The sequence below is a fragment of the Williamsia sp. 1135 genome (assembly GCF_002095395.1).
In the GTDB taxonomy this organism is placed as follows: domain Bacteria; phylum Actinomycetota; class Actinomycetes; order Mycobacteriales; family Mycobacteriaceae; genus Williamsia.
Genome location: NZ_MJEI01000063.1, coordinates 1 through 25,628 on the forward strand (window position 1 = coordinate 1; position 25,628 = coordinate 25,628).

Annotated in this window: 30 protein-coding genes; 10 read left to right on the forward strand and 20 right to left on the reverse strand. The window is 62.6% G+C overall.

Going from position 1 to position 25,628, the window contains the following annotated elements; translation table 11 throughout:
- Window positions 1–335, reverse strand: a 335-nt coding sequence (locus BFL43_RS03805; protein ID WP_084890931.1) for a histone-like nucleoid-structuring protein Lsr2, incomplete at its 3' end; no start/stop codon positions are given.
- An 84-nt stretch (window positions 336–419) separates the two neighbouring features.
- Window positions 420–713, reverse strand: coding sequence for a DUF4193 domain-containing protein (locus tag BFL43_RS03810; protein WP_084890619.1), 294 nt, complete (start codon window positions 711–713; stop codon window positions 420–422).
- A 426-nt stretch (window positions 714–1,139) separates the two neighbouring features.
- On the opposite strand from BFL43_RS03810, the gene BFL43_RS03815 reads away from it, so the two are divergent.
- Complete coding sequence (locus BFL43_RS03815) at window positions 1,140–1,484, forward strand: hypothetical protein (RefSeq protein ID WP_084890617.1); 345 nt, start codon at window positions 1,140–1,142, stop codon at window positions 1,482–1,484.
- Between the two features lie 42 nt (window positions 1,485–1,526).
- Here BFL43_RS03815 and BFL43_RS03820 read toward each other — a convergent pair whose 3' ends face one another.
- Complete coding sequence (locus tag BFL43_RS03820) at window positions 1,527–1,856, reverse strand: STAS domain-containing protein (protein WP_084890934.1); 330 nt, start codon at window positions 1,854–1,856, stop codon at window positions 1,527–1,529.
- A gap of 271 nt (window positions 1,857–2,127) precedes the next feature.
- Between BFL43_RS03820 and BFL43_RS03825 the strand changes: the two genes are divergently transcribed.
- Window positions 2,128–2,376, forward strand: coding sequence for a hypothetical protein (locus tag BFL43_RS03825; RefSeq protein WP_084890936.1), 249 nt, complete (start codon window positions 2,128–2,130; stop codon window positions 2,374–2,376).
- Window positions 2,377–2,495: 119 nt separating this feature from the next.
- Here BFL43_RS03825 and BFL43_RS03830 read toward each other — a convergent pair whose 3' ends face one another.
- Complete coding sequence (locus BFL43_RS03830) at window positions 2,496–2,849, reverse strand: Lsr2 family protein (RefSeq protein WP_084890938.1); 354 nt, start codon at window positions 2,847–2,849, stop codon at window positions 2,496–2,498.
- A gap of 1,010 nt (window positions 2,850–3,859) precedes the next feature.
- Between BFL43_RS03830 and BFL43_RS03840 the strand changes: the two genes are divergently transcribed.
- Window positions 3,860–5,719, forward strand: coding sequence for a hypothetical protein (locus BFL43_RS03840; RefSeq protein ID WP_143695072.1), 1,860 nt, complete (start codon window positions 3,860–3,862; stop codon window positions 5,717–5,719).
- A gap of 752 nt (window positions 5,720–6,471) precedes the next feature.
- Here BFL43_RS03840 and BFL43_RS03845 read toward each other — a convergent pair.
- The 15 genes from BFL43_RS03845 to BFL43_RS03915 form a co-directional block, all read right to left on the reverse strand.
- Window positions 6,472–7,029 (reverse strand): hypothetical protein, encoded by a 558-nt coding sequence (locus tag BFL43_RS03845; RefSeq protein ID WP_084890944.1) that lies wholly within the window; start codon window positions 7,027–7,029, stop codon window positions 6,472–6,474.
- On the reverse strand, window positions 7,029–7,295 hold the full coding sequence (locus BFL43_RS03850) for a hypothetical protein (protein ID WP_084890946.1): 267 nt from the start codon (window positions 7,293–7,295) through the stop codon (window positions 7,029–7,031). The genes BFL43_RS03845 and BFL43_RS03850 overlap by 1 nt, the downstream gene beginning before the upstream one ends.
- Window positions 7,292–7,576, reverse strand: coding sequence for a hypothetical protein (locus BFL43_RS03855; RefSeq protein ID WP_084890990.1), 285 nt, complete (start codon window positions 7,574–7,576; stop codon window positions 7,292–7,294). Before BFL43_RS03855 ends, BFL43_RS03850 begins: the two co-directional genes overlap by 4 nt.
- 112 nt (window positions 7,577–7,688) lie before the next feature.
- Window positions 7,689–8,264 carry a PIN domain-containing protein gene (locus BFL43_RS03860; protein ID WP_084890948.1) on the reverse strand — a complete coding sequence of 192 codons (576 nt, stop codon included), beginning with the start codon at window positions 8,262–8,264 and terminating at the stop codon, window positions 7,689–7,691.
- A 12-nt stretch (window positions 8,265–8,276) separates the two neighbouring features.
- Window positions 8,277–8,819 (reverse strand): helix-turn-helix domain-containing protein, encoded by a 543-nt coding sequence (locus BFL43_RS03865; protein WP_084890992.1) that lies wholly within the window; start codon window positions 8,817–8,819, stop codon window positions 8,277–8,279.
- A gap of 122 nt (window positions 8,820–8,941) precedes the next feature.
- Window positions 8,942–9,436 (reverse strand): hypothetical protein, encoded by a 495-nt coding sequence (locus BFL43_RS03870; RefSeq protein WP_143695075.1) that lies wholly within the window; start codon window positions 9,434–9,436, stop codon window positions 8,942–8,944.
- 220 nt (window positions 9,437–9,656) lie between these two features.
- On the reverse strand, window positions 9,657–10,121 hold the full coding sequence (locus BFL43_RS03875) for a hypothetical protein (RefSeq protein WP_084890952.1): 465 nt from the start codon (window positions 10,119–10,121) through the stop codon (window positions 9,657–9,659).
- A 182-nt stretch (window positions 10,122–10,303) separates the two neighbouring features.
- Window positions 10,304–11,107 carry a CbtA family protein gene (locus BFL43_RS03880; RefSeq protein WP_084890954.1) on the reverse strand — a complete coding sequence of 268 codons (804 nt, stop codon included), beginning with the start codon at window positions 11,105–11,107 and terminating at the stop codon, window positions 10,304–10,306.
- A 15-nt stretch (window positions 11,108–11,122) separates the two neighbouring features.
- A complete protein-coding gene (locus BFL43_RS03885; protein ID WP_084890994.1) occupies window positions 11,123–11,365 on the reverse strand; it encodes a CbtB-domain containing protein in 243 nt (80 codons plus the stop codon).
- Between the two features lie 140 nt (window positions 11,366–11,505).
- Window positions 11,506–13,218: a hypothetical protein gene (locus tag BFL43_RS03890; protein ID WP_084890956.1), complete on the reverse strand. Its 1,713-nt coding sequence runs from the start codon at window positions 13,216–13,218 to the stop codon at window positions 11,506–11,508.
- Window positions 13,219–13,237: 19 nt separating this feature from the next.
- On the reverse strand, window positions 13,238–13,555 hold the full coding sequence (locus BFL43_RS03895; protein ID WP_084890958.1) for a hypothetical protein: 318 nt from the start codon (window positions 13,553–13,555) through the stop codon (window positions 13,238–13,240).
- 3 nt (window positions 13,556–13,558) lie between these two features.
- The gene (locus BFL43_RS03900) at window positions 13,559–15,097 is read right to left on the reverse strand and encodes a tubulin-like doman-containing protein (protein ID WP_084890960.1); all 1,539 of its coding nucleotides are present in this window, start codon (window positions 15,095–15,097) and stop codon (window positions 13,559–13,561) included.
- Window positions 15,097–16,134 (reverse strand): AAA family ATPase, encoded by a 1,038-nt coding sequence (locus tag BFL43_RS03905; RefSeq protein ID WP_240498046.1) that lies wholly within the window; start codon window positions 16,132–16,134, stop codon window positions 15,097–15,099. Before BFL43_RS03905 ends, BFL43_RS03900 begins: the two co-directional genes overlap by 1 nt.
- A 7-nt stretch (window positions 16,135–16,141) precedes the next feature.
- Window positions 16,142–17,179, reverse strand: coding sequence for an aliphatic amidase (locus BFL43_RS03910; RefSeq protein WP_084890964.1), 1,038 nt, complete (start codon window positions 17,177–17,179; stop codon window positions 16,142–16,144).
- Between the two features lie 275 nt (window positions 17,180–17,454).
- The gene (locus BFL43_RS03915) at window positions 17,455–17,892 is read right to left on the reverse strand and encodes a MarR family transcriptional regulator (RefSeq protein WP_168176523.1); all 438 of its coding nucleotides are present in this window, start codon (window positions 17,890–17,892) and stop codon (window positions 17,455–17,457) included.
- 54 nt (window positions 17,893–17,946) lie between these two features.
- On the opposite strand from BFL43_RS03915, the gene BFL43_RS03920 reads away from it, so the two are divergent.
- Entirely contained in the window at window positions 17,947–19,047 is a 1,101-nt protein-coding gene (locus tag BFL43_RS03920; protein ID WP_084890966.1) for a substrate-binding domain-containing protein, read from the forward strand.
- 138 nt (window positions 19,048–19,185) lie between these two features.
- Here the strand turns inward: BFL43_RS03920 and BFL43_RS03925 are convergent, their stop codons facing one another.
- Window positions 19,186–20,169 (reverse strand): M23 family metallopeptidase, encoded by a 984-nt coding sequence (locus BFL43_RS03925; protein ID WP_240498047.1) that lies wholly within the window; start codon window positions 20,167–20,169, stop codon window positions 19,186–19,188.
- Between the two features lie 587 nt (window positions 20,170–20,756).
- Here BFL43_RS03925 and BFL43_RS03930 point away from each other — a divergent pair.
- From BFL43_RS03930 to BFL43_RS03955, 6 genes are all read left to right on the forward strand, one after another.
- On the forward strand, window positions 20,757–21,248 hold the full coding sequence (locus BFL43_RS03930; RefSeq protein ID WP_143695077.1) for a DUF6153 family protein: 492 nt from the start codon (window positions 20,757–20,759) through the stop codon (window positions 21,246–21,248).
- A 105-nt stretch (window positions 21,249–21,353) separates the two neighbouring features.
- Complete coding sequence (locus tag BFL43_RS03935) at window positions 21,354–22,013, forward strand: DUF305 domain-containing protein (protein WP_084891000.1); 660 nt, start codon at window positions 21,354–21,356, stop codon at window positions 22,011–22,013.
- A 161-nt stretch (window positions 22,014–22,174) separates the two neighbouring features.
- Window positions 22,175–23,410: an Ig-like domain-containing protein gene (locus BFL43_RS03940; protein WP_084890970.1), complete on the forward strand. Its 1,236-nt coding sequence runs from the start codon at window positions 22,175–22,177 to the stop codon at window positions 23,408–23,410.
- A complete protein-coding gene (locus BFL43_RS03945; RefSeq protein ID WP_084890971.1) occupies window positions 23,407–24,258 on the forward strand; it encodes a hypothetical protein in 852 nt (283 codons plus the stop codon). The genes BFL43_RS03940 and BFL43_RS03945 overlap by 4 nt, the downstream gene beginning before the upstream one ends.
- 99 nt (window positions 24,259–24,357) lie before the next feature.
- The gene (locus BFL43_RS03950; protein ID WP_143695078.1) at window positions 24,358–24,534 is read left to right on the forward strand and encodes a heavy metal-associated domain-containing protein; all 177 of its coding nucleotides are present in this window, start codon (window positions 24,358–24,360) and stop codon (window positions 24,532–24,534) included.
- A gap of 89 nt (window positions 24,535–24,623) precedes the next feature.
- A complete protein-coding gene (locus tag BFL43_RS03955; RefSeq protein ID WP_084891002.1) occupies window positions 24,624–25,601 on the forward strand; it encodes a heavy metal-binding domain-containing protein in 978 nt (325 codons plus the stop codon).
- Window positions 25,602–25,628 lie beyond the last annotated feature (27 nt).

A 25,628-nucleotide genomic window follows, 5' to 3' on the forward strand; every position in this document is an offset into this window, starting at 1 on the left:
CGGCCGCGGGGACTGACTTCGTACCCCTCGGCCAGGGCCCATTCACGAATGGCGCGGTTCCGTTCCTGCCCGCTGGGCGCGGCAGGCTTAGGTTCGGGCGCCGTACCGCGTTCGGCGGCAGGGAAACGTTTGCGGCGCCCGCCGGTGCGGGTCGATGCCTGCAGCAGCCGGGCGACAGAAACTTCTCCGTTCTCGATGGCGTCGAGATGGGCTGCGCTGGTGTCCAATTCGTAGGTGACGCCGAGCCACGACCACTCGATCGAACGGACGTCGTCAGGTTCTAGAGTGGCGCCGTCGAGGTCGTCTGTGTACGCCATGGAGATTAGTTGCACCATGAGTACTGACTGTAACAAGGCCTCGATTGTTTGAATTCGACCTGCTGCGGGAGCAGGTTTCTACTCCTGCAGGCGCGGCGATGGTTAGTCCGCGCAGTCGCGGCACAGCAGCTCGTGGCCCTGCTGGCGGGCGAGTTGGCTGCGGTGCTGTACGAGAAAGCAACTAGTGCAGGTGAACTCGTCGTTCCTTTTAGGAATGACCCGGACGGTGAGTTCTTCACCGGACAGATCTGCACCGGGCAGCTCGAACGAGTCAGCGTCTTCCTCGCCCTGGTCGTCAACGATGGCGGCCTCTGCGCGCCGGGAAGTGAGGTCCTCGAGCGAGTCGGCCTCGGGGGCGTCGGGAACTGAGCGGGGCGCGTCGTAATCGGTGGCCATGCGTTCTCTCTACCTCGTGGTCTGCGGGTTTTAACTCGTCGACTGTAGCGCCACCCCCACACGCATAAACCTCAAGTACCCACCTGCCCTCCGCCGTGTGTCGCAGACTCTGGTGGTCGGCCTCTCGGGCGAGGCTACTGCGGCACCGGAGGTTCGGTAACGCTGAGAAGGTCTCGAGGAGATGGCCATGGTGCGGCGGGGAACCCCCAGATCGCCCCGCTGCGGCGTTCCTCGGCGTCATTCGATGTCGACCGAAGGCCTCCCCGGCCGCGCTCGGGGGCAAAGACCGATGCCCACGACCTCACCCGCGGCTCTACGAACAGTGTCGAGACGACACATGGTGGACGCCGTTCGCCGCGTTTCTGTCACCCGACCTATCGTCGGCCGGGCTTCATCGGTACCGGCGCACGCGAGCACCGGCGAGCAATGATCGAGCAGAATGTGGCGATGCGCAGGTACTCGGACCAGTCCACTCGGGAACGAGCGATCGGCATGTACACCGCTCGGCTGGCCGCCCGCGGCGGCTCGCAGGTTGGTGCCCGCCGTTACGTGGGCGCGATGCTGGGAGTGTCCGAAGCGACGGTGCGACGCTGGATCACCACCCACGAAACACTGGTGGCCTTAAGCGACCCCGCCGCCGAGGCGGACCGCGCCGCCAAAAACGCTGCGCTACGCCAGCAGCGAGCCAACGAGCGCCGCGCCATCGACCTGCTGATCGCTGCGTCCGCAGAGTTCACCGTTGCGGACGTCCTGTCCCGGTCAGGTCGGTAATCGTTAATGCGCGGCGGCCAGTTCGGTGTGGAAGCGATCCGTTCAGGTCAACGCCGAGAGGCCGCCGGCCAGGGTGGGGTAGATCGGGAAGACGCGGTCCAGGCCGACGAGTGTGAGGGGCCGGGACGTGGCGGGACCGTCTGCAACGACCGCGAAGGAGCCGCCATGCTCTTCGGCCGCGTGCTGGGCGTTGATCAACGCGGACATCCCCGCCGATGCGAGAAAGTCGGTGTCGGTCAGATCAATGATCAGCCCGCCCGGCCTCGTTGCGACCGCGTTGTGGACAGCGGCATCAAGATGCGGTGCGGTCAAGGCGTCGAGGCTGCCGGTCACGCTCACCACGACCACGTCGTCGTGGCGGACCGTGGTCACTGATAAGAGAGGCACACTGCCCCTATTGTTCGCCGACTGCCCACCATTCCCGTCGCCAATGAGTGACACCACTGTTCCTTTCGATCGACCGTGCGTGCGATCACTCACGACGAAAAATGACCATCACAGTCTGCCACGGGCCTATACAGCCATAATGCTCGCTGATTCACACGCCGGCGGGGGAGATGGTTGCCGACACTGGTGCGCGTGCGCGCCGTCGAAGACGGCGACGGCAGGGCCAGAACAACAATGCGCCTGGTTCAATGAACCGATGACCACAGACACCGGCAGCACCGACGAACCCACGCCCCCGTGGTCGATCGGGGACAGGGTGGGGATCGCCAGTTCTGCCGGGCAGCGGGTACGGTACGGCACCATCGCCGACGATTTCGGCGAGTTACCTGATGCGTCGACAGATCTCGGTGACGGGCGACCGATTCGCCCGAAACGGTTCGCCATCCTGCTCGACGACGGGTGGCTGGCCTTCGCCGATGACGCCGATCTCACCGCACCGGCATAGGCGTACACCCTTCTTAGCACGGTGATGGCCGGCATTCATGTGTTGGTCGCTGCGCCACCAACCCCGCCGCCCGCCGATGCTGCGCGGCGCCAGAGTTTAATCCGTCCGGCCCGCGGTTCTCACGTGTGTGGGGCCGGGATGGATGCCACCTGGTCAACGTCGCAGTTGTATGCCGAGACGATCTCGGCGGAGATGCGTCCCCGATTGCCGATCGGATGGCCGTGCTCGCGTGCCCAACTGCGGATGGCCGCGTTGGCGGAGGACGACAGATGCACGTCAGTTATTCGTGTCGACGCTGTCAGCAGCGTCGCCACCGATACCTGCCCATTGTCGATTTTCGCGAGATTGGCAGTGCTGGTATCGAATTGATAATTCACTCCGAGCCAGGACCACGTCAACGTGTGGAGGTAATCAGCATCGAGCAATTGACCGTCAAGATCATCAAAATACTCGGTAACTAATTTCTCCACCATAAGCAATGATTATACGACCACTGCCGCGTCGCAGGGGTGGCGGCGAGGTCGATTCCAATCGTCCAACGAGTGAGGTGTGCAAGTACGCCCACGCTGATCGCCTGTCCGGACAATCCGCAGTAGGACCACGCTCGAAGATCCGCTCAGGTTCACGCAACTTGCTGGTTCAGCAGTGCCCGGTCCGGCGGGATCGGGCGCACTGATCACCAGGCCAGGCCTAGAGTGTCACAATCGGCGCGCACACTCGACCGAGGTCGGCGAGCTGTAGTCCCTTTGTACGACAAGTGGCTCTTTGAAACGTTCACCCGTTCAGTTCAATTCGTGCCCTTCCCGTTGCCAGGATTGCGCTACCAAATGTACGATTCGACCGGTTTCGACGGACCTGTGCAAGCTACTAGTTTGTAGCTCCCCTGGAGCACACTGGCTGTGGCTTTCGACTGTTGAATGTCCTCTGTTCTGAACCGAGCTACACCCTGTGGTTATCAACGGCGGACATGAAAAGAGATGAAGTGACAAGGTCATCGATCAAGCGGTTCGGTCTCACCAAACGCATCATCGCTTCGTCGGGCTTGGCAGCTGCTGTACTCGCCGTGGGACCAGTCGCAATCGCTGCGGCCGATGACAGTTCCTTCACTCCGATTTCGACAAGTCCAGCGACCGCGGGCGGCGCCACCAGCCCGACATCGTCCACATCAGAATCATCCTCGGCCGGCGTCTCGTCGAGCGAAGATGATGATCCGGCTACTGATGGTGTCGGAATCGAGGACAGCAGCGCAGAATCGGAGCCGGGGGGCGGTGAGTCCACATCGCCAGAAGCTGGTGAGGAGCCGGCGATCGGCAGCCCAGAAACCCCTCGCGGCAACTCAGGCGCTCCCGTCGAGGATCCCGCTGAGCCAGGACCAGATGGCGAGCCATCGCTGGACCCCTCAACACCAGTCCGGCCTGCTGAGTCAGGTCCAACGGTCAGTGAACCCGCGACGCCGCGGGATCAATCCTGGGTCCCGCCACGCGTGGTCGCCGACACGTCGACTACATCTCCGGCGCCTACTGGCGATAACGCAGGTACTGCCTCCCCTCGTACTCGCAACGACGAGGGCGCCCTGCTGCCGCTGCGTGGCGATTCGGCCACGCCGATGGCGTCTGAGTCCGACGACCCGTCTTCCGGGACCACGCCGAGCGGGCCGCCGTCTGCGTTCACTCCCGCCGCTATATTCGGCGGATCTGTCCTGCCAGATATCTTCTATCGGCTGACCAACGGTTCCGGTGGAGAGGGCCTGATTCTACTCAATCAAGGCGTCATGGCGGCGGCAGTGCTGAACCGGCGAAGCCGCGGCGACGGACAGGATCTTCTAGCCCTGATCAGGCCTGGAGAGAGCTTCTTCGTCCCCAAGTCCGTCATTGCCGAACTCTCGTTGGGCAAGCACGCCTGGGACTACGAGGCCGCCGACGCCGCCTTGGACGACCCCACGATATCGAGGTTTCTGACACGAGCTTTGGCACCAACAGAACAACAGTCTGGCGGCACCAGCCCAGCCGTCCAGAGTCAGGTGTCCACGCTTGCGCTGGCGATCGAGAGCGCCGAGATAGTCGATGAGTGGGAGTGGCTGTCGCAGTTCCCGGGTTACATCGATCTGCCGCTGCCGGGTGAGCCAGGGTATTCCGACGACCCTCGCGGCGACTCGACCAATACCGACAACGTCATCCGCTCCGACCAAAACTACTTCGCGCTCTGGCTCAACGAATCGACCTGGACGTCTGCGTCTGAGGGCGATCCGCTGGACCGCTATTTCACCCTCGACGACGTTCCACTTGCCCAATGGAGCGGCAATGACTTCCTCAACATCGACTGGATGTACGCGGTCACCGACGTGGCGTTTCTGGGCTACCGTTCCGGCGACCTCGAGCGAGAGCTCGGCTACGCGGACGGCTTTTATGATCCCGACTACAACGATCCCGGCGGGAAAATCTACTACACAAACTCTGCGATGACGCCGGTGTTGGTGACCATTTACAGCAATGTGGGCGGTGTTCAAACTTCCGAACACATCACCCTCAACCCAGGTACCACTGTCGAAATTGCCAAACCTAGTGCGTTGGCGTACGACGTCATCACGGTGCAGTCACCCAGGGGCGACGACGGACGTATCAACGTCATCACCACCCAGGTGCTGGGTTTTCCCGAGCTGACACAAGACATCCGTAACATTGACCTGCCGGGGGCAATGCCGACCGGGAACGCAAACTATGACAACGCGATTTACGCGTACGCAACCGGGCATGTCGATAATTACTACTTCTATCCCGACTCTGCCCCGGCATCGTGGACTTTCACCGCAGTCCCGCCCCCCGAAGAGCCGCCGATCGATCCCACCGACCCAACGATCAGCTACAAGATCACCGAGATCGAGCAAATTCTGTCGATAGTACTCAGTTCGCAGGCTTACTCATTTCTTAGTAACACCGCGACCCTGGTCGGGACACTTCTGGGCAACGACGTCTTCCTGGATGGGTCGATCGCCTCGAGCATCACCAAGATTGGCGGCCACATGGCTATCGGTGAGTACCGACAGGCCGCATTCGAATTTGGCTCCCTGGTCGTCGACGCGGCCGGCGAGATCGCCCGAGGCCCTGCGAAAGCGACCGCCGTACTCACGCTGAGTGTCGCGGCAGCGCAAGTTGTTCTCTATGCGGGGGAGCAGGCCTCGGAGATCGACTGGAGTTCGACCGACGAGACCGGCGAATATCTGCGCGAACTGGGCTTCGCTGGCGCAGCCGGAGTGATCTTCGAGGAAACCGGGCGCGCATTCCTGACCGTTGGCAACGAACTCGGGCTCAAGCTCGCCGACGGCTTCCTCCGCGCACGAACCTGACTGAAGTACCCCAGGTTTAGTTCCGCCTTTTATAGGAGGATGGAGCTGTGCCACGTAGACGGACCAGCTTCGTGCCTTCTATGGTGCCCGCGGCTTCGTCGTGTGGAGAACGGCCAGGGGTTGCCGCCCTTACTTGGACACAACTGGACCGTACCCACGGCAACTTCGCCAGCATTCTCCTTCTACAAGGCATTGACCCCCACGACTCCGGTTGAGCCTGGGTCTGACCCCCCTCCAGTTTGACCAGGGGCCGGTCGCGCCGGAAGCCTATCGCGTCGAGATACCGCACCCCTGCGGTCGAACTGGAATGGAGCGCGCGTCAGTCTGCTTGCCGCGATCCATGTTCTCCAGACGGTAGACCGTTATTCTGGCCAGGTGGACATCGTGGCGGAGGCCGGTCTGTCCGAGTGCACCCACACCGATACCTGCGAAAGTACCGTTGAACACCCCCATTCTCATGGCTATGACGCTGGTGTTCGTGTTGCTACTTGGGATCTCAACGTGGACCGCTGCCGCAATGGGCGCCACCGCTACCATCCTCAATGCGCAAAGAAGAGTGCCGCACTCGTGGTTGTGGCTATTGGCTGTCTGGGTAGTGCCACTGATTGGAGCCGGAGCATGGTGGCATCACCACCACCGCGTTGACTTCAATCAACAGACCGCATTTCGTCATTCGCACCGACCGGCGCCGCCTGGGCGTGACTGATACGGATGCGGCTGATGCCTGCCTGACCCCGATGTCGGGACGTCGATCATGGACGATCGGGCAGTGGATACGGGGTGCTGAACTCGGTGAACCATTCGGCCGGGGCTAGGTTAACGCCGCCGACCAGCTCCGTGACAGCCTCGGCGGGCACGTCGTAGAGGGTGAGCACATCGTGGTCCTGAAAAAGATCCACGGACAGGTCGCCCCAGGTGTCAGGGTCATCAGGATTGCCTGACCAGACCATCGCTTGCGTGGCCGGCAGCCCGGTATCGGCGGCCGCGGCTCGGCCGACGATCAGATGCAGCACCATTTCTTCACCTGTGCAGCGGGGGACCGGCGCTCCCCACCGCAGGGTGTCCTGGGCCAGACGGTCAGCGCACTCGGCCAGTTGGTACCGCCAGAATCGACTCTGCTCGAACGTGATTGATGGAAGCAGACTGAGTACTCTGAGTCGCTGGCGATCTACCGGATCGGTTCCTAGCTCGTCGGCATCAGCTCGGATGTCGGCTGCCACCGCGACGGCGGCAGCGATCAGCGCCTGCGCGCGGCGTTCCCCGACAGCGTCGATCAGTTCGACGAACTCCGGATCGAAATCGCTGTTCATCACTGCAGTCGTGTGGTGTAGGTCTGGGCAATACTGGCGGCGTCGTCGGCCAGGGCAAGGGCTCCGATGAAACCGTCTAGCCCGTCACAGGCATTGCTCAGAGCCACACTGGGCGTCAGTGGATCACCCAGCGTGTCCACACCGAGTTGTCCAATCGGCAAGCGCCGGTAGTCACGTGAAAGCTCGATCGCTGCGCGTCGCACCTCAGTGAGCTGCTCACGGATCGCGGCGAGTTGCTGATCCAGGTCAGCTGGTGTGGTGCTCATGTGCGCTCCGGCGAAGTCTCGTCGGCGGGAATCATGATGAACCGGTGATCGAGGTAGCCGGCGTCTTGCAACGCAGCACCTAGGACCGTCGTGTACGGCGTGCCGGTAGTCGCGGCGATACCGTCCAGGGTGGTTCTGTTCGGAAGCGCTCTAACTCCGTTCGTGCGCATCAAACTCAATGTGGCACGCGAGATCCCGATGCGGCGAGCCGCTTCAGCGTCAGTTCGCTGGTCGGCCACCCGCCAGGCGTCGATGACCTCAAGGAGTCGAGAGCTGGACATGATCTCAGTGTCGCAAACCAACAGACCATTGTCGAGCATTACCTGACGTTTCGTTTGGCGCTACTTGACATAATATCTATTATTGGTTGTCCGCCAACGTGTTTCGTTGGATCTAGCTCGCGGCGGCTCGGATCATCTCGACGGCGTCGATCATGCCGTATCGCCGCTCTAGTACTTCGAGTACGTGCTCGAGTGTTTCGGGAGGATTGGTGCGTCGGCCAATCATTGTCCGCAGCGCGCGGACCGCAGCATCGGGCGAGACCGCTACCGTGTCAGCTACGAACACCGCTGGTTCGATCACCTGAATCTGAGCGGGCACTTTCCCCTGGGGGAGGTCTGAGATGTTGTCGGACACAATCGCTTCTGCACCACCGATGACAGCTGCGGCTACAAGGTGCTCATCGTCTGGATCCGGGAGGTTAAATGAACCGTCGAGCACCTCCCAGCCAACGACACAGGCATCGTCGAACGCGGCTGCCATCTGCGCTACGAGGTGCGCTGCTCGTGCCGCGGCGTCTTCCGGATCGGCGCCTCGGTCAACGAGTTTGCGCGCCTCGTGGAACTCGAGTTCTTCAAGGATGGCGTCCGACCATAGGGGGCGATATAGGTTCTCGGCTGCGAGTGAGAGCAGGACGTCTCGTTGTAGGCTCGGCCACAGTACGCAGGTGTCGAGAACGGCTACGAACATAGGTCGATTGTGTCAGCCAGCTTTTTCCGCTGTCTTGCGACGTGCTGCGACTGCTTTACGGGCCTCGCGCAGCTGCCGTCGGATCACCTCTGGGTCATCCTCGACGTCGATAGGCACCGACGTCGCCGCGATGGCGTCGTATTGCCGTGTCCGACGGGCATCCCGGTAGGCAAGCACGTCGTCAAGCAGCAGCCGATGCCGATTGCCGACCCGCTCGGCAGCGATCTGTTCGTCGTTGATCAACCGGACGATCGTAGGCCGACTTACACCCAGCAGGTCGGCGGCCTGCTGCGTCGTGAGGGTCATGCTCTGCGGCGCCACGGTGACAGCTCGGCCTTGAGACATTGCCTCAACTACCCGCTTGAGGACCTGATGAAGGTTCTCCGGCAGCTCAATTCGATCGTGCTCGTCGACCCCGACCAGGGCGTATGAAGGCTGTGCAGTAGTCCCCGCTGACCGTTCATGGGCTTGCAGGAAGCTCAGCACCGGCGCAAGCTGCTCAGCATGCTCGGGCAGGAACGTCTCAGAAGCGAGCGCCTGGGTTTGCGTTGCCATGCCGGACCACCTCACTATACGAACAAACCGAAATACTTTTCGATACGTTCGAATATGCCAAATCGTGTCGAAAAAGTCCACCCCTGCCACTGGGGGATGGGATGGCCCGCCGCGCACGATGGTCACCGCTCGTCGAGGTGCCGGTCGAGTGCTGCTTCCCAAAGGTCGATCTCGTAGGCACTGAATAGATGCAGGGTGTCTTCGGTCAGGATGTAGCCGACGTCTTTGCTGGCGAGGACTTTGGCCTTGATGACCGGGTCATCGACGCCTTCGGCAAGTCGATCGAGCATCGCGTCGAACGCATCCGCAGACAGCGGGGTCGGCACGGCGGCATCTGGGTCGGCCAGGAGCGGATCGCTCGGTCCGGGTTCGCGGCCGAAGCGGTCCACGAAGTCGCGCCGCAGGGCTTCGAGGGCGCCGGCCATCTCCGCAGCCTGGGGATGCTCCGGAGACATTGCCAGGGTGACATCGCCTGATGACGGGTCGACGTCTCGTTGGACGTAGTGCGGATCGGCGTGGCGCTCGAGGACCAACCGTGCGTGTTCTTCGCGTCGACGTTCGTCGGCGGCGAGCCGTGCTTTGCGGGCGCGGTTCTTGTCGGCGCGGGATCTGCTCACGGACATACTGTTATCAACAGTGGCAATCGAATATGCCACTCTTGCAGGACTTTCGAGCTTCTACCTTACATAAGGTATCTTATCGGCGTAACCAATTGCGCTGCAATATATTTCGTAACCAGTGACGAAACGTACCGCGAACTTGTACGCGGTTGACGACCTGGTGCCTTTCGTCACCCGTGACGAATCACGTACTCTATACTTCCGTCGTCGGGTTCGACTATGTGCCGGCGTCTGCTGACTGGGCCAGGTACTTTTCGACTTCTTTGCGCATCGTGAGGACGATCGCGGTGGGTAGTCCGACTTCGGCGCTGATGTGTTCGTCGTCGAGTCCGTCGACGAACGCTCCGACGAGCACCGGCCGCAGTTGTGGGGACATCTGCTCGAGGTAGCTGGTGAGTGTGAGCCAGTCCGGTAGCTCTGGCGGCGTGTCTGTAGCAGGTGCGGCGAGGATTGATTCTGCGACGGATCCGATGCGCCCCGAGTAGGGCAATCCCTGGTAGCGAAACACTTTGGGTTTGGTGAGCATCCTGACGATTACCTCGATTGATACGGCCTCGGCGCGCTCCCAGTCCCCGTGTAGGCGGTGGCCGACGGTGAACCGAACAGCGTCATGAGTGTCGCGGACACGATCGAGCCAGTGTTGGAACTGTTCTTGCTTGAAGTCGCACCCTTCATGCGGCACGGGAATTCCCTTCGATGGACTGGACGGTCGACACAGGAGCGGTGTTCGCCTGCCGTTGGAATGACTTGGTCGACGGGGGCCGCCACCTGAAATAGTCGGGATCGAGACAAACGCCCGAAGCCTGGTGGGGGCGCCTGTCGCTCGACTGGACTTCCCCCACCAGGGGTATTGGCGTGAGCTGGTTAGCTGACCAACGCCGACTCCGGGGTGCTGATGCTGGCGCGTCGTGCGATTCGTGTGAGTGCGAGCGTGAACACGATTCCCAGGACCGTCCAGAGGACCACTTGGTTGATGACGGAGTAGAACCGGAAATCAGCCAGGGTGGCGGCAGGGAATCCATCAAAGAGAATCTCGTCGCCGTCAGTGAGTGCTGTGGGTACGTCGTTGTAGGACGGCAGCACCGCGATAGAGATTGCCACCGCGACCACATAGAACGCGCCGGCGCTGATCGCGGCCAGGAGCCCACCGAGTTTGCCCACCAGCCACAATCCGATCACCGCTGCAGCGATGGCGAACCCGACCGAGAGCAGGGTGATCGTAAGATACGCCCCGGTGCGCTCCCCGATCGTCTCGTCGTTTCCCACACCAGGCGGATTCGCAGGATAGGCAGCGAAGGGCACGAGGTACACCGCGACGAATCCTGTCGCTGCCAGCAGTGCGGCCGCCAACCGCGGGTCGGCTCCTCGGTGTCGGCGGCCGACGTAGGCCCACACGACGGTGAACGCAACGGCGAACAGGGCGCCCATCACCAGCCCGAAGACAATCGAACCGACCCCCGCACCGATGTTCTCCTGCACCGACCGGCTGAACACCTCATGCTCGTGTCCGTGCTCACCGGTGAGGGCCGATTCAGCGTGCGAACGCTGCTCCTGGTAGTCGATTCCCTTCCTCACCAACGGTTCGAGAACGATGCGGGCGAAGATGTAGGCGGCGATCCCTGCCAGCAGTCCGGCGAGCAGGCCGCTGCGGATGAACTTGTATTCCATGGTGCTGGTTCCTGTTCAGTGGCAGGGGAAGCCGAGGAAGTGACGGGAATCGTGGACGAACTCGTGCACGTGGGTGTCGCTACCGAACACCGACACCGCCCCCTGGTCATAACCCAGGAAGTAGTAGGCCAATAGGGCCAGGACAGTGGTCATGGTCAGCACCAGTGCCACGTTGATGGCCGACACCGTCGGGGTATCTAGTGTCAGCCCCTGGGTCAAAGTCTGTGGCAGTGCGCCACGTTCAGCAGCCGTGCTCATCGTGATATCTCCTAGGTTGTGTGTCTTCACAAAGGTCTGGGGCGATCATTGGTGGTGAAGCGGATAGAACGGCGGACCGAGTTGCCATCGCCATCGGGCGTTGGCAACTCGACCGACCGGTAGGTAGGTAGGTAGGTAGGTCAGGGTGTGGGAACCACAGTCTTGACAACCTCGGTCATGACCTCGGTGGTGTAGTCGACCGCTGTCGCGGGTAGGTCAGCGTCGGCGTTGCCGAACTCTTCGAGGGTGAGGTGGGTGTTCCACCCTGGCGATCCGGGCAACGCTTGTCCCATGATCCCTTCGAACTGGTCGGAGGGCTCGGAGAGAACGATTCCCAGTTCCAGCAACCAGGACGACAGTTCAATGCGTTCGGCTGTGGGTACGGCGTCGTAGAGTTTCTTCGCCTCGGCGAACGCGGTGAGGTCGGCTTTGGCAACACCCGGGATGATGATGTTGGTGTACAGGGTCAGCTCGTCGAAGAACTCGTGGTCGGAGGTCCGCAAGAATCCGTCTTCGCCGGGAAGGAGGTATTGGCCCAGGGTTTCCTCGAGTGTGCGCTGGAGCGTGGGATTCCACTTGGTTCGTGCCGAATAGGTATGTGCTTCCATGTATTCGGTTTTGAATCCTTCCCGCAGGCCCATCCATTTGGGCATATAGCCGATCCAGTCGCTGATCGCGGCCCGCCACTTGCTCATCGGCTCGCCCGGGAGCACCTCTACGCCGGGGTGCATCAACTTGGCGACGTTGAAGATCGTGAAGTTCCGGGGACCGAAGCTGATGCGTTCGTGCGGCGCCCCGGTGAAGCCTCCCGCGCGAAGGACACGGAAGATCTCCCTGCCGTAGTCATGGACCACATACCGGGCGAACGAGTCATCGACGAACTTGTTCGTGACATGCAGGGCCTGTTGGTGGCGGACCTCGGGCAGGACACCCTTTTTGATCGTCGTGTACCGGAACAACCGTTCCCACGACTGTTCCTGGGGCAGAGCCAGGAATCCACCGTTGAAGGGGTTTTTGTACATGTCACCCCAGATCGCGGTGATCTTGTCGTTCTTTCGTTCGTCGAGCATGCAATCGATTTCGTTGAGCGTGGTGTACACCGATGCGCCGCGCTGGTATTGCGGATCGCCTGAGCACGGCAGGAAACCGGCGCCGATCACCGGGACCCGGCGGCCCAGTGCTCCGTTGGTCAAGTGCCGGGCCAGGTCCACGACCATGCCGCTACCGGTGCCGCCGCCGATGCCGAACGCCACCAAGACCATCGACGGCAGCCCCGTCTTGTCGATGCTGTCCGCGAAATCGCGGATCTCGGTGTAGAGCGGGCGGTCCCCGTCGTAGTACGCCCGGCCGTAAATGGCCTTGGCCAGTGAACGCGGGATGTGCTCATCGGCGGAGGGAACCTCGAGCTGGGCGACGTAGTTCTTCTCACCTGTGGGCAGGTGCGCCGTGGACGGCAGCCACGAGAAGGTCTCGGGCGCAGGCTCATTCCAGTCAAAGCGCGGAAACTCGCGGCCGAGGAACTGGGGGAACCGGTTGACGGTCTCAGCTAGCTCGTCGGCGGTGGGAACATCCAGGCTGACCGTGCGTATTTGCGCGCGCTCGGCGGGAATGCCTCGTTCCTCCAGGCGTGAGTGGAAGGAGTCTGCGTACTGCCGCAGCTGGCGCATGTCGCCTTCGCCGATGTCCACCGCCAAGGCGGTGAATCGAGCTCGGGGATCTTCCAGTAGGTCTTCGATTTCGCCGGTGCGCAAGAACGCGTCGATGAGCTGCGCTCCCGCCTTTCCGATGCCGACGATGTTGATGCAGTGCGGGGATTGTTTACCGGTGGCGCTGTGGTACATCGAAAATGCCATGGTGTGTCTCGCTTTCTCTCTAGTCCAGGTAGCCGAGGTCTTTGAGGACGGTGGCGGTCACCGTCGGACGCTCGTCGGCGATGGTGGTGCGGTATTGGTCGATGAACTCGTTGGCGACGCGGGTCATGGTGCCTGCGTTGACCATGTCGATCGCCCGCTCCAGGTTCGAGCGGGTGAGGGAGGCTTTCCACAGTCGATGTGTGACGTGGATGTACTCGTCGTCGACGCCACTGACCGAGATCTTCGCCCCTCCCGGCAACGAGTCGACTTCGGCCCCGTCCCCGTATTTGGCGACGATCATGTCCCAGTCGAGCTTGTCGCCGTCCAGTCTGGCCATCTGTCAGCCGGCCACGAGATCGAGTTCGCCGCGAATCGCCGCGTGCGGGACAACGACCCAGCACGCGCATCCGAGCAGACATTCACCGCCGACACCTTCGAACCGTGTTGAGGGTTCACAGAGCAGCACACCCAGATCCAACAGCCAGGAGTGCCGCATCAGCTTCTCTTCCCATTCCAGGCTGTCGTAGGCCACGCGGCTTGGGACGAAGGACTTCAGATCTAGCTTGCTCAGTCGCGGAATGTACAGACTCACCGACTCCGGTCCGGATGTGGCGAATCCGAGTCCGGTCGGACCGACGAGAGTCGAGACGACAGAGGTCACACCCTGCGCGGCATCCGATGCTGCAGAATCGTCGGCCTGCGCCTCGAAGAGGCGGACCTCCGCGAACTCGGGCACCACCGTGTCGGTCAGCTCCTGGGCGCTGAGCAGGTTGCCCGCAGAGGCGCCGACGCTGAGCAGGCTGATCCACTTGTCGGTCTGGTCGCCGCGGGTGGCCGGGTGCCAGGCGTTGGCCGGGACGTTGAGCCAGTTGAGCGCTTTGATGGACTCATACAAGTGCAGCCCGCCATCGCGGAGCACAAAATCGCTCAGGCCTTGATCGATCCGGGCGTGAGTTTGCTCGACGCTGCCCGTCTCCTCGTACACAGCGTTCTGCGGAACAGCGAAAAAACCTGCGGTGAAGGGGTTCTTGTACAGATCGCCCCACACCGTCATGACGCCCTTGTTTTTGTCTGCGTCGACCATGCAGTCGAGTTCGTTGATCGTGATGAAGGTGCGGCCGTCGCTGAGCTCGACCGGGTCACCGTCGGACGGCAGGACCCCGATGCCCAACACCAATGCCCTGCGGCCCAGTCGGATATTGGACAGGTGGCGAGCGAGCTCCACCACGATGCCGCTGCCGGTGCCGCCGGCGAGCGAGAACACCACGCACACGATCGGGGTGTCTTTGCTGTCGAGGACCTTGTCCGCGAACCCATCCAGAGCTACCGCAACGTCCCCGCCGGTGTAGTAGTCGACACCGTACAAAGCTTTGGACACCGCTCGCGGGAAATGTGAACCGGCTGCGGGGATGTCGAGGTCGTTCGGCAACCAAGGCTCGTAGTTGGGGTTCCAGTAATAGCGGGGGTACTCGGTCTTGAGGAACTCCCGGTACCGGCGCAACCCGTTGAACAAGGTCGCGTTGTCCAGCGCGGGAATGTTCACCGTCTGTCCGCTGACGCGGTCAGGGGCAGCGGCGAGCGCCTCGGTGACCGAGGTCAGTTCGGCGTCTCCGATGTCAATGGCCAGGGAATCAAAGGCGACGTCCGTGCCAGCCGCTACCCCGCTGCCGGAATGTGATGTGATCATGCTCTCGATGACGTTGGCGCCGGTTTTTCCGATCCCCAGCACGTGCAAGGAGAACGGGCCCTCGTGATCGCCGATGCGGTGGACTCCCTCCCCCACTAGTGCTTCAATCCGGGAGAGATCGGTAGTCAGTCCCAGAGACTCACTGTCGCAGGCATCGTGGGAGTGGCCGTGGTCGTGTCCAGAGGTAGACATTATTTTCCTTCCATTGGTGTAACCAAAAATTTCTGTGCAGCCTGCTCCGGCCCCACTGTCGTCGGGGGGCAGGGGTGTGATGGACGGCATGCGATGGTCTGGCCGCTGTCAACCACCACATGCAGAGCGCCGGGGTCGCGACGTGTCGCTGCAATCGCGTCCACGGCATCGGCAATCGCCGGCAGTAGGTGGCGGCGTATCGATCTGCGCAAAGCCCGTGCGCCATACCGCGGATCGAACCCTTGCTCGACGAGGTAACCGACGAGGCTGTCGTCGAAGTCGATGTGCACGTACCGTTTAGCGAGCACCTGGGTGATGCGGCCAAGCTCGAGATCAACGATCTGTTGCGCGGCGCCGCGGTCGATCGCCGCAAACCTGACGACCTCGTCAATCCGATTAAGGAACTCCGGGTCGAAGAAGCTCTCGATCGCCTTCCCGATGGCATCGTCGGGCGAACGACACCTCCACCACGGTCGGCGCGCCACCGATCGGCGGCTTCCCAGGTTGGTGGTCAAGATGACGTGACAGTTCCGGAACTCGATGGTCCCGGCCCCCGAACTGAGCCGCAGCACACCGTTGTCGAGGACATGGAGCAAGGCCCTGATCACGACCGGATGCGCTTTCTCGACCTCATCGAAGAGCACGATCCCCGGCGTGTACGGATCGCCCTCGATCCTGCTCTTGTCGAACAGAGTCGTCGACTCCTTACTTCCGGAATATCCCGGGGGCGCACCGGAAAACGACGCGGCATAGTGCTCTTGAGCCAACGCGCTCATGTCGATCCGGCAGTAGTCTTCGGGTCCTGCTCGTAGTGCGCCCGCCAGCGCCCGCACCATCGAGGTCTTGCCCACACCGGTCGGGCCGGCGAACAACAGCACCGACAGAGGCCGGTCGTGGTGGCCCAGGCCAGCGCGTGCGATACGCACCGCTCGGCTCACCGCATCGACCGCATCGTGTTGCCCGATCACCGTTGCCGCCAGGTGGGCGGCAAGGGGGTCCTCGGGCTGGCGAATCTCGGTTCCTGGTGTGGTGGTCACGGCAGTCTCAGACTTCCTGAACCTTCTCCACAGGCAGGTCGCCCACGGGGCAATCGGCGACCCCGATGGTGTCCCGGGTGAAGGCTTCGACGTTCTCCTGCGCCTTCTGCGCATCAGTCACCCAGGTCTTATAGAAGTCGAAAGGACAGTCGGCGATCCCTTTGTCGCCGTCGCCGGCGGCGTGAACGCCGGTGTATCCGCGGTGCATAAGTTTGAACAGATGGTTCTGCGACTGATCGTTCTTACGAGCGTCGCGGATCTCGTTGATAGACAACTGGGCATACTGGATTCCGTACTCTTCGGCACCGGTCTCTCCGAGAGTCCGGCCATCGAAACCGATGACCGCCGAGTGCCCGAAGTAGGTGTAGACCCCATCGAAGCCGGCAGCGTTGGCGACCGCCACGTAGACGTTGTTGGCCCAGGCCATTGCCTTGGCCATCATCACGGTCTGGTCGGCAGCGGGGTACATGTACCCCTGCCCCCGGACGATGAGCTCTGCCCCCTTCATGGCGCAGTCACGCCAGATCTCGGGATAGTTGCCGTCATCGCAGACAATCAGCGAGACCTTCATTCCCTTCGGACCGTCGCACACATACGTGCCCGACCCCGGATACCACGGCTCGATAGGAGTCCATGGCAGCACCTTTCGGTACTTCTGCACGATCTCACCCTGATCATTCATGAGAATGAGAGTGTTGTAGGGCGGCTTGTGGGGATGGTCTTCGTGCTGCTCACCGGTCAGCGAAAACACTCCCCAGGTCTTGGCATCGCGGCAGGCCTGGGCGAAGACCTGGGTCTCGGGGCCCGGAATCGACGCCGCGGTCTCGTACATCTCGTCTGTGTCGTACATGATTCCCTGAGTGGAATACTCCGGGAAGACAATGAGATCCATGCCAGGGATCCCCTGCTTGATACCGCGAACCATCTCAGCGATCTTGTTGGCGTTCTCCAACACCTCGGCCCCGGTGTGAAGCCGAGGCATCTTGTAATTGACCACCGCCACACCCACAGTGTCTGGGCTCGACGAAATATCTCCATGGCGCATACCTAAGCTCACTTTCGACCAGGCGCATCATCCGAAACCCTTAGGCTCCGAACAACACACACTCCGACGCGGCGGCACAACCCTCAGCCGCCCGACTGCTTCCATGTGAAGTAGTACCAGATGGAATCATTGCATAGCCTGGATTGCCGAAAGGTACGAACGAGGTAAACACTGTGTTTCGCATCCGCCGCACAGAGGTCAGCAGTCAGCTACCGCACTGCAGGCATGCCAAGGCAGCCGGCCTTGCAGACGCAACGATCAGGAGCTGGGAAGTACTACTTGATGGACGCGGACACAGTTGCCGCCAGCACCTCGGCCAGGGCCCTGACCGCCCGGGTGTCTGCCTGCGGGAGCTGCGCGAGAAGGCGGGCTTCGGCCAAGTGCAGACGGGCCGCGAGCTCAGCGCCAGGTTTGGTCAACAGTGCCACCACCTTGCGCCGGTCGAAGGGATCGATCTGGCGAACAACGGCCCCCGACGACACCAACCGGTCTAGATTTCTCGTCAACGACGCCGCCGGCAGCGCCGCGATCTGCGCCAGCTCGGTCATAGGCAGAACCTCATGCTCGCGCAACGCACCCACGATGCGCCACTGCTCAGGCGAGACACCCTCGGCGTCGCTGGTGGACCGCAGCGCCGCAAAAAGCGCCCGCTCACACTGTGCAAGCAACAGCAACAAACTAGGATCAGAGGTGATCTTGACCGCCGAACTCACGTCGCCCCTCCCCTGATACTGGTCCGAACCAACAACTGCCGAGGCTGATCGCATATGAACCACCCTCCTGTTGAACGTACCCGAGGATCGACACATTCGAGACCCAACCGCGCAGGCCAGTCATATCGCATCGGCTACATCTACCCCCAATCAGGACCGGCCGGCATCTACGGCCCCTCCTGCCAATCCTGCGGCCAACTCGCCGTCGACAGACTCAACGCAACCGATGGAATACGCTCACGACCAGTCGAACTAGTACCCATCGACGGAGGCCTCACCCCGCCCCAGGTAGCCCACCACGTCGACACCCTCATCACACAAGGCTCCATCGACGCCATCACCGGATGGCACATCTCCGCCGTACGAGCCGAGGTAGCACGCACAACCGCAAGCCGCATCCCCTACGTCTACGCAGCGCTCCACGAAGGAGGGACACTAAACCCGCACGTGGTCTACGCAGGAGAAAGTCCCGCCATGCAAATCGGACCCGCCCTCCACTGGCTACACACCGAAATGGGACTTCAACGCTGGGCCATCGTCGGAAACGACTACATCTGGCCCCGCAACACCGCCCAGTACGTCCGCCAATACACCCGAACCAACAACCTCACCATCACCGGCGAAAAATACGTACCCCTCGGAACAGACAACTACGACACCGTCGTCCACGAACTCACCACCAACCCACCCGACGGAATCATCATGCTCCTCGTCGGCCAAGACGCAGTGTCCTTTAGCCGAGCATTCACCAACGCCGGACTCACCACCGACATAGCCAGATTCAGCCCCATCATCGAAGAAAACGTCCTCCTGGCCGCCGACTCAAACAGCAACCACAACCTCTACGCCAGCGCCGGCTACTTCGACACCCTCCTCACCAGCCAAGCCCTCGACTTCGCCACCACCTACCAAAACACCTACGGCGACCGCTCCCCCCGACTCAACAGCATCGGCGAATCCTGCTACGAAGCCATCATGCTCCTAGCCGCCCTACAAACCCCACCCAACGACCCCCCACACGACCGAGTATTCGAATCCCCCCGCGGACAAACCACCCTCACCGGCAACCAAATAAACCAAGACATCTACATCGCACAAGCCAACGGACTCGAATTCGACGTACTCGACAGAATCAACCACCCCAACTTAACGTAATATCTATTATCGGCGTAAAGGATTGTGCAGCAACCTATTTCGTCACCAGTGACGAAATAGAACGTGGATCTCGCTTACTTGAGTTGCAGGGGCTGCCGTAGTCAAGTTCGCCTTGGTGCCGCCATATCGGCTCCGTGTTCAGAGAATTGAGGCGTCACGCGCAGCGAGCCACGTCACCGGGTCGACGTTCTGGCCTGAGGGTTCTTGGACTTCGAAATGCAGGTGCGGTCCGGTAGATTCGCCGCGGTTTCCGACGGTGGCGATCTCCCGGCCCGCGACCACTGTTTGTCCTACTGAGACGGTGTTCTCGTTGTTATGACCGTAAGTGGTGATGGTTCCGTCGTTGTGGCGGATACGTACCCACAGTCCGAATCCTTGTGCGGGGCCGGAGCTGATGACCACTCCGTCAGCGACGGCGACGATGGGCGTTCCTGTCGAGTTTGCGATGTCGATGCCTTGGTGACTGCGACCGTCACCGAACGATGAAGTGATAGTGCCCGAGGTGGGCGCTACATACTGCCGACCGGTGTGCGGGCTTGCGGCCGGTGTGTCGGTCGGCGCGTCACCGGTGATCTGCGGCCCCGGCGGCGTGGTCGTCGGTGGGACTGCCTGGGTGCCAGTGGCGCTCGGCACAGGTGCGGTGAACACGCTCGAGGTCGACGACGGCGGTGTGGTCGATGATGATGGCGGGGGTGTGATCTCAGGGGTTGCGGGCACCGGGGTGGTCGACATCCGTGTTGTGCGCGGCAGCGGCGTGGGAGCTAAGGCGTGAACGATGCTCGGGCTGTGGGGAGTGCTGGCTGCGGCGAGCGTGGCCACGATATCGCCAAAATGTAGGGCCTTCATCGCTTCGGTGGTCGCGCTGGGATCGAGGCCGGCCAGTGGGGTCAGGCACTGAGCGAGGGCCTGGGGGTCACCATGCTTGGCAGCGAGGGTGGCGATCGACCATTGGGCAACGCACGTGGCCACTTCGCGACCCACACCCACCAGCGAAGCGACGCCATTGTCGGTGACCATCGCTTGAGCATTGATGAGCGCCAGCTGCAGCAACTCACTACGCACGTGGGTGCTGTCGACGACCGGTAGGTCACCTGAAGCCACGCCTGCGACCTGCTCAGACACCAGCTGATGAGAGTTCATCAACGTGAGCTCGGGCGCACGGGACGTTTGTAGGTCTAGCTGTTGAAAAACCAGGGTTCCAGCAACGACTACGCAGCCAGCCGAGGTTGCTGCCGTCCACCGGCGCAGAGATCGAGGCCTGCGAGGGCCACGGGTGCCATAAATGTCAAAGCGCACGGCAACGCTCCTTTCGGAGGGTGTCGGAGAGGCGGACCCGCGACTTCGAATCAGGGTTCAGCACCGGGCGTGTGACCCCACTATTGCACTCCTTTCCCAAATGCACCACAGGTATCAACAGTCCCACTGGAATCACAAAGATGTGATTAGCCGAGGCGGTTCAAATTGTGAGAACAGTTGGGAGAAAACATTTTCGGGTTCGCCAGCACAGAACACGGCAGGTGCGCGGCCCCGTGGTGAACGTCCGATTCACGAGATCGCGGTACGAGTGCAACGTAGACCTAGTCCGGAGTGATTTTCTACGACCGGGTGAGTTTCGGCCATAGAGGTGACCGTCCACTACGATGGACGTCAATACCTCCCAGGGGTAAACCTCACTGGAAGCGGGCGCAGAGACGAACGGGGGTGCACGTATGTCAGGGTCTGTCGGCCAGGCTGTGGACGCTCGCGTCGGGCTGCGCGGTGGGGCGAGTCGGCGGCGGTGGTTCACCGCATCGACCATGGCGTGCGCCGCCTTCACCGTGCTTTTGGGCGTGTTACTGATGCATTCGGTGCCGATGGTGCATCCCCCTGGGCATGGTGCTTCTGGCGCCACGGCGGCCTCAGCCGTACGCTCCGACGGCGGTCACCACGCCGATGTCGACGAGCTGACCGCCGCAGTCGCTGCCGGGTCGGGTGCTGTGCTCGAGATGGGGTGCAGTGACGGCTGTTCACCGCATGTTGGGATGGCGATGTGCATGGCCGTGGTCAGTGTTGTGGCCGCTCTGCTGATGGTGCAACGACTACTGACGTACCAGCCCGCTGCTGGCGCCCAGAGTCACATGTTGTGGATGGGAAGGCATTCCTCGCGGGCGCCGCCGTGGGCCACACCATCTTTGGAGAAATTATCGGTGTTGCGGATCTGACAGACGAGGTGCCAACGGCACGTTCGTTTGACACTCGCACGTGCCTAGAAGGCGCGTCGCGACGCTAGATCCCGCTCTGCCACTTTTCTTTTCAAGGAGACCATGATGTTTTTGACCCGTTCCACCCGACTTAAAACTGCTGTATCTGCCGCTGGTGTGGCGGCGGCTGTGGTGTTGGCCGGCTGTAGCGACGATGGCGGTCACGATATGGATTCGATGGGCGGCGACTCGATGTCGTCAACCACATCGGCCAGTGCCGCCCCGTCAAGTTCGACTGGCGCCGCCGCACAGTTCAATGATGCCGATGTGATGTTCGCGCAGATGATGTATCCCCATCACGCTCAGGCTGTGGAGATGGCCGATCTGGTGCAGGGGCGCACCACCAACCCGCAGATCATCGAGCTGGCTGCGGCGATCAAGTCCGCGCAGGGCCCGGAGATGACGCAACTGCAGCAGTGGTTGGCGCAGTGGGGCAAACCCGCCCCGACCGCCGGCGCCGACATGGGCGGTATGGACCACGGCGGCAGCGGCGGCATGAGCGGGATGATGTCGGCTCAGGACATGACTGATCTGGCGGCGAAGAATGGCGCCGAGTTCGATCAGGCGTGGCTGACGATGATGATCGAACATCACACCGGCGCTATCGAGATGGCCAACACTGAGATCGCGGACGGTTCCAATGAGCAGGCCAAGCAGATGGCTCGCACGATCGTACAAACCCAGCAGACTGAGATCGACACCATGAAGGCGCTGCAAACGCAGTAGACCTGGCGCCGGTCCCCCGGTCTGGCACCGCCGGTGCCAGACCGGGGTCGGCGTTCCTCGCGTCCCCCTTTCTTGGCTTCAGCGGCACCGCCCTGGCCGGGCTACCAACCCGGTCGCAGCCGTTGCCTGGCTTCCCTGTCTCATCACTTTTCGGAGTTTTTATGCGAACCCCTCCCCGGTGGGGGCTGGCGGTGGTGGCGCTCTGTGCGGCAGCACTGACCGCCTGCACCACCTCGTCCCCGTCCACGCCATCTTCGAGCACGTCGGCAGCTGCCTCGGCCGACCGGCCGGGCGGTGATGCCCCGCAACTGACCATCACGCCCGGTGACGGCGCCGACACCGTCACACCCACTGATCGGGTGGAGGTGCAAACCTCTTTGGGGACACTGGAATCGGTGGTGTTGACCAACGAGACCGGCGCTCAGATCGAGGGTTTCTACACCCCGGATCGGGTGGACTGGAAGCCAGCTGTGCCGCTGGGGTACGGCCGCACCTACACTCTGACCGCGGCCGCCGTGCACGAGGATCAGCGCACCGAGCGCACCATTTCGTTCTCTACGGTCACTCCGGGCACGCAGACCAAACCGACTTTTGTCAGCACCGGTGGGAACTTGCTCACCGACGGCGCGTCCTACGGGGTCGGGATCGTGGTGGTGGCCCAGTTCGACGAGCCCATCGGCGACCGCGCCGCCGCCGAACGGTCGCTGGTGGTGCGCACCGACCCCCCAGTGACCGGGTCCTGGAACTGGGTCGACGAGCAAAACGTGCACTGGCGTCCCCGCGAGTACTACACCCCCGGCACCACGGTGTCGGTGAGCGCCAACATCTATGGAGTTCAGCTGGGAGAGAACTTATTCGGTCAAGAGGACGTGAGTACCTCGTTCACCATCGGTGATGCCCACGTCTCGATCGCCGACGACACCACCAAGCAGGTGTCGGTGTTCAGCAACGGCGAGTTGGTGCGCACCATGCCGACTTCAATGGGCCGCGGCGGCACCGAAACCGTCAACGGCCGCACCATCCACTTCTGGACACAATCAGGCACCTATACCGTGCTCGACAAGGCCAACCCGGTCATCATGGACTCCTCCACCTATGGGCTTCCGGTGAACTCGCGCCTGGGGTATCGCCAATCGATCAACTACGCCACCCGCATCAGCAACGACGGCATCTACCTGCACGAATTGACCGACACCATTGCCCAGCAGGGCAACACCAACATGTCTGCCGGGTGCTTGAACCTCAACCCCGACAACGCTCGCTGGTTCTACGACTTCTCGGTTCCCGGAGACATCGTGGAGGTCCGCAACACCGGCGGCCCACCCCTGGAGCTGTGGCAGAACGGGGACTGGAGCGTGCCCTGGGAGCAGTGGCTCGCCGGCAGCGCGCTGTCATGACATCAACTGTCCGCTGGCGCCGCTCGTCGCGTGGGGCGGCGCTGGCCGTGGCTGCGGTGATCGTGGTCGGCTGCGCCACCGACGATCCCCTCCCCGGCAGGCTGCCACCAGCACCGGGGACTGCGGCCACCACGGCCACTGCGCTATCCCCACTCCTGACGCATTTGCACGGGCTGCATGTGTCCGCCGACCGAACACTATTGGCGGGCACCCATACCGGGCTGGTCGCGATCAACCCCACCGGCACTACCACCCCTGTCGGGACCTCCGATGATGACCTGATGGGGCTGACCGGAGCGCCCGGCAGCGACCTGTTGTTCGCCTCCGGCCATCCTGGCCCCTCAAGCTCTGCCCCCAACCCCCTGGGCGTGCGGGCCAGCTCCGACGGCGGAAGAACCTGGGTGGACCGATCACTGTCCGGGCAGGTCGATGTCCACGTTCTGGCCGCAGCGGGCAACCTGCTCGTCGGCTCTGACGGAAGTCCGACTCTGATGGTCTCATCGGACGCCGGACACACCTGGAGCGTTGGGGCGCACCTGGTTCCACGCTCGCTGGCAATCACCGTCGACGGGATCTGGGCGGCCACCGACGAAGGCGCTCTGTGGCACAGCACCGACGACGCGCGCTCGTTCGCCGAAATCTCCGCACCCACCATTGGGCTACTGGCCGGCAGCGGCAGCACATTATGGGCAGTCGATGCCGACGGCTACGCCTGGCAGCAACTCGAAGGCCGAGCATGGCTCAAACATTCCTGGATCGGGGCTCCCGACGCGATCACCGTCGCCACCGACGGCACCGCCTACGCCGCCACCAACGCCGAGCTGTGGACCCTCACACCTCGCCCTTGAATACCCCAGGGGGGTATGGTAGACCGTAGGTAGGCCTTGATGAGGCCTCCGTGCGTCACCACCTGCACGGCACGGCAGTTACAAGAGCAAGGGGTTGTCATGACCTGCGGCCATTGCGCGTCCTCGGTCCGCGAAGAGGTCGGCGCCCTGCCTGGGGTGTCCGATGTCGAGGTCGATCTGGACACCGGATCGGTCACCATCACCAGCACCGACTCGATCGAGCCAGCGGCGGTGAAGGCCGCCGTGGCCGAGGCGGGGTACCAGGTCGCCGAGTGAGCACAGCGATACCCGGCGCCGAACGAAAGTTTCTGCGGCGCCGGGTATCTGCCCCCGCTCATCCCGTCGCGTGAACTAGGAGAATGATGATGAACACCGCTACCCGGCTAACTCTCTACGGCGCAGGCCTGGTGGTCACCTTTGGGGCCACTTTCGTCGTAGCCGCGGCGGTAGTGCCTGATCGGGTCGCCCGCGACTGGACTGCCTCAGCCGAGCACGCCGCCCACACCCCCACCGACACTGCTGCTGCTCCTGTCGCGGAGGCGCCACCGGTACGCGGAGTGTCGGTCGCTGCCGATGGCTACGCCCTGACCGCCGTGGTCGCACCCACCCGTGTCGGTGAGAGCGATGAGCTGGCATTCACCATCACCGGCCCCGACGCCCGCCCGGTCACCGGATTTGAAACCTCCCACGACAAACAGCTGCACGCGATCATCGTCGCCAGCGACGGCTCTAACTACCGCCACGTGCATCCCACGATGGATGCCGTGGGGCGGTGGTCGCTGCCTTGGCAGTGGCCCGCTGCCGGCAGCTACCGCGTTTTCGCTGACTTCGTTCCTGCCGCCACCGGCACGGACATCACCTTGAGCAGCACTGTGACCGTGGCCGGTGAGGTGGCTCCGCCGGCGACACGGCCGGCGAGCTCCACCGATGAGGTGGCCGGCTACCAGGTCAGCCTCACCGGGGACCTCACCACCGCCGGGGCATCCACGCTCACGGCCCGGATCAGCCGCGACGGCCAGCCGGTGACCACCCTGCAGCCCTACCTCGGCGCCTACGGACACCTGGTCGCCCTGCGCGAGGGAGATCTGGCCTACCTGCACGTGCACCCAGAAGGCGCCGCACCTACTGGCCCAGAACAACTCTCGGGGCCCGACGTACAGTTCGCGACCGCCGCACCCACCCCGGGCAGATATTGGCTGTACTTCGACTTTCAGGTCGACGGCCAAGTCCACACCGCCGAGTTCGTCCTGAACGCCGCCGGACCCGCGGCCTCCACCCCCTCGGCCCCTACGGCCAGTCCGCCCCCGGCGCCGGCACCCACCGACGCCCACGGCGGCCACTGACCACCGCGCACAACCCCGTTCAAAAGG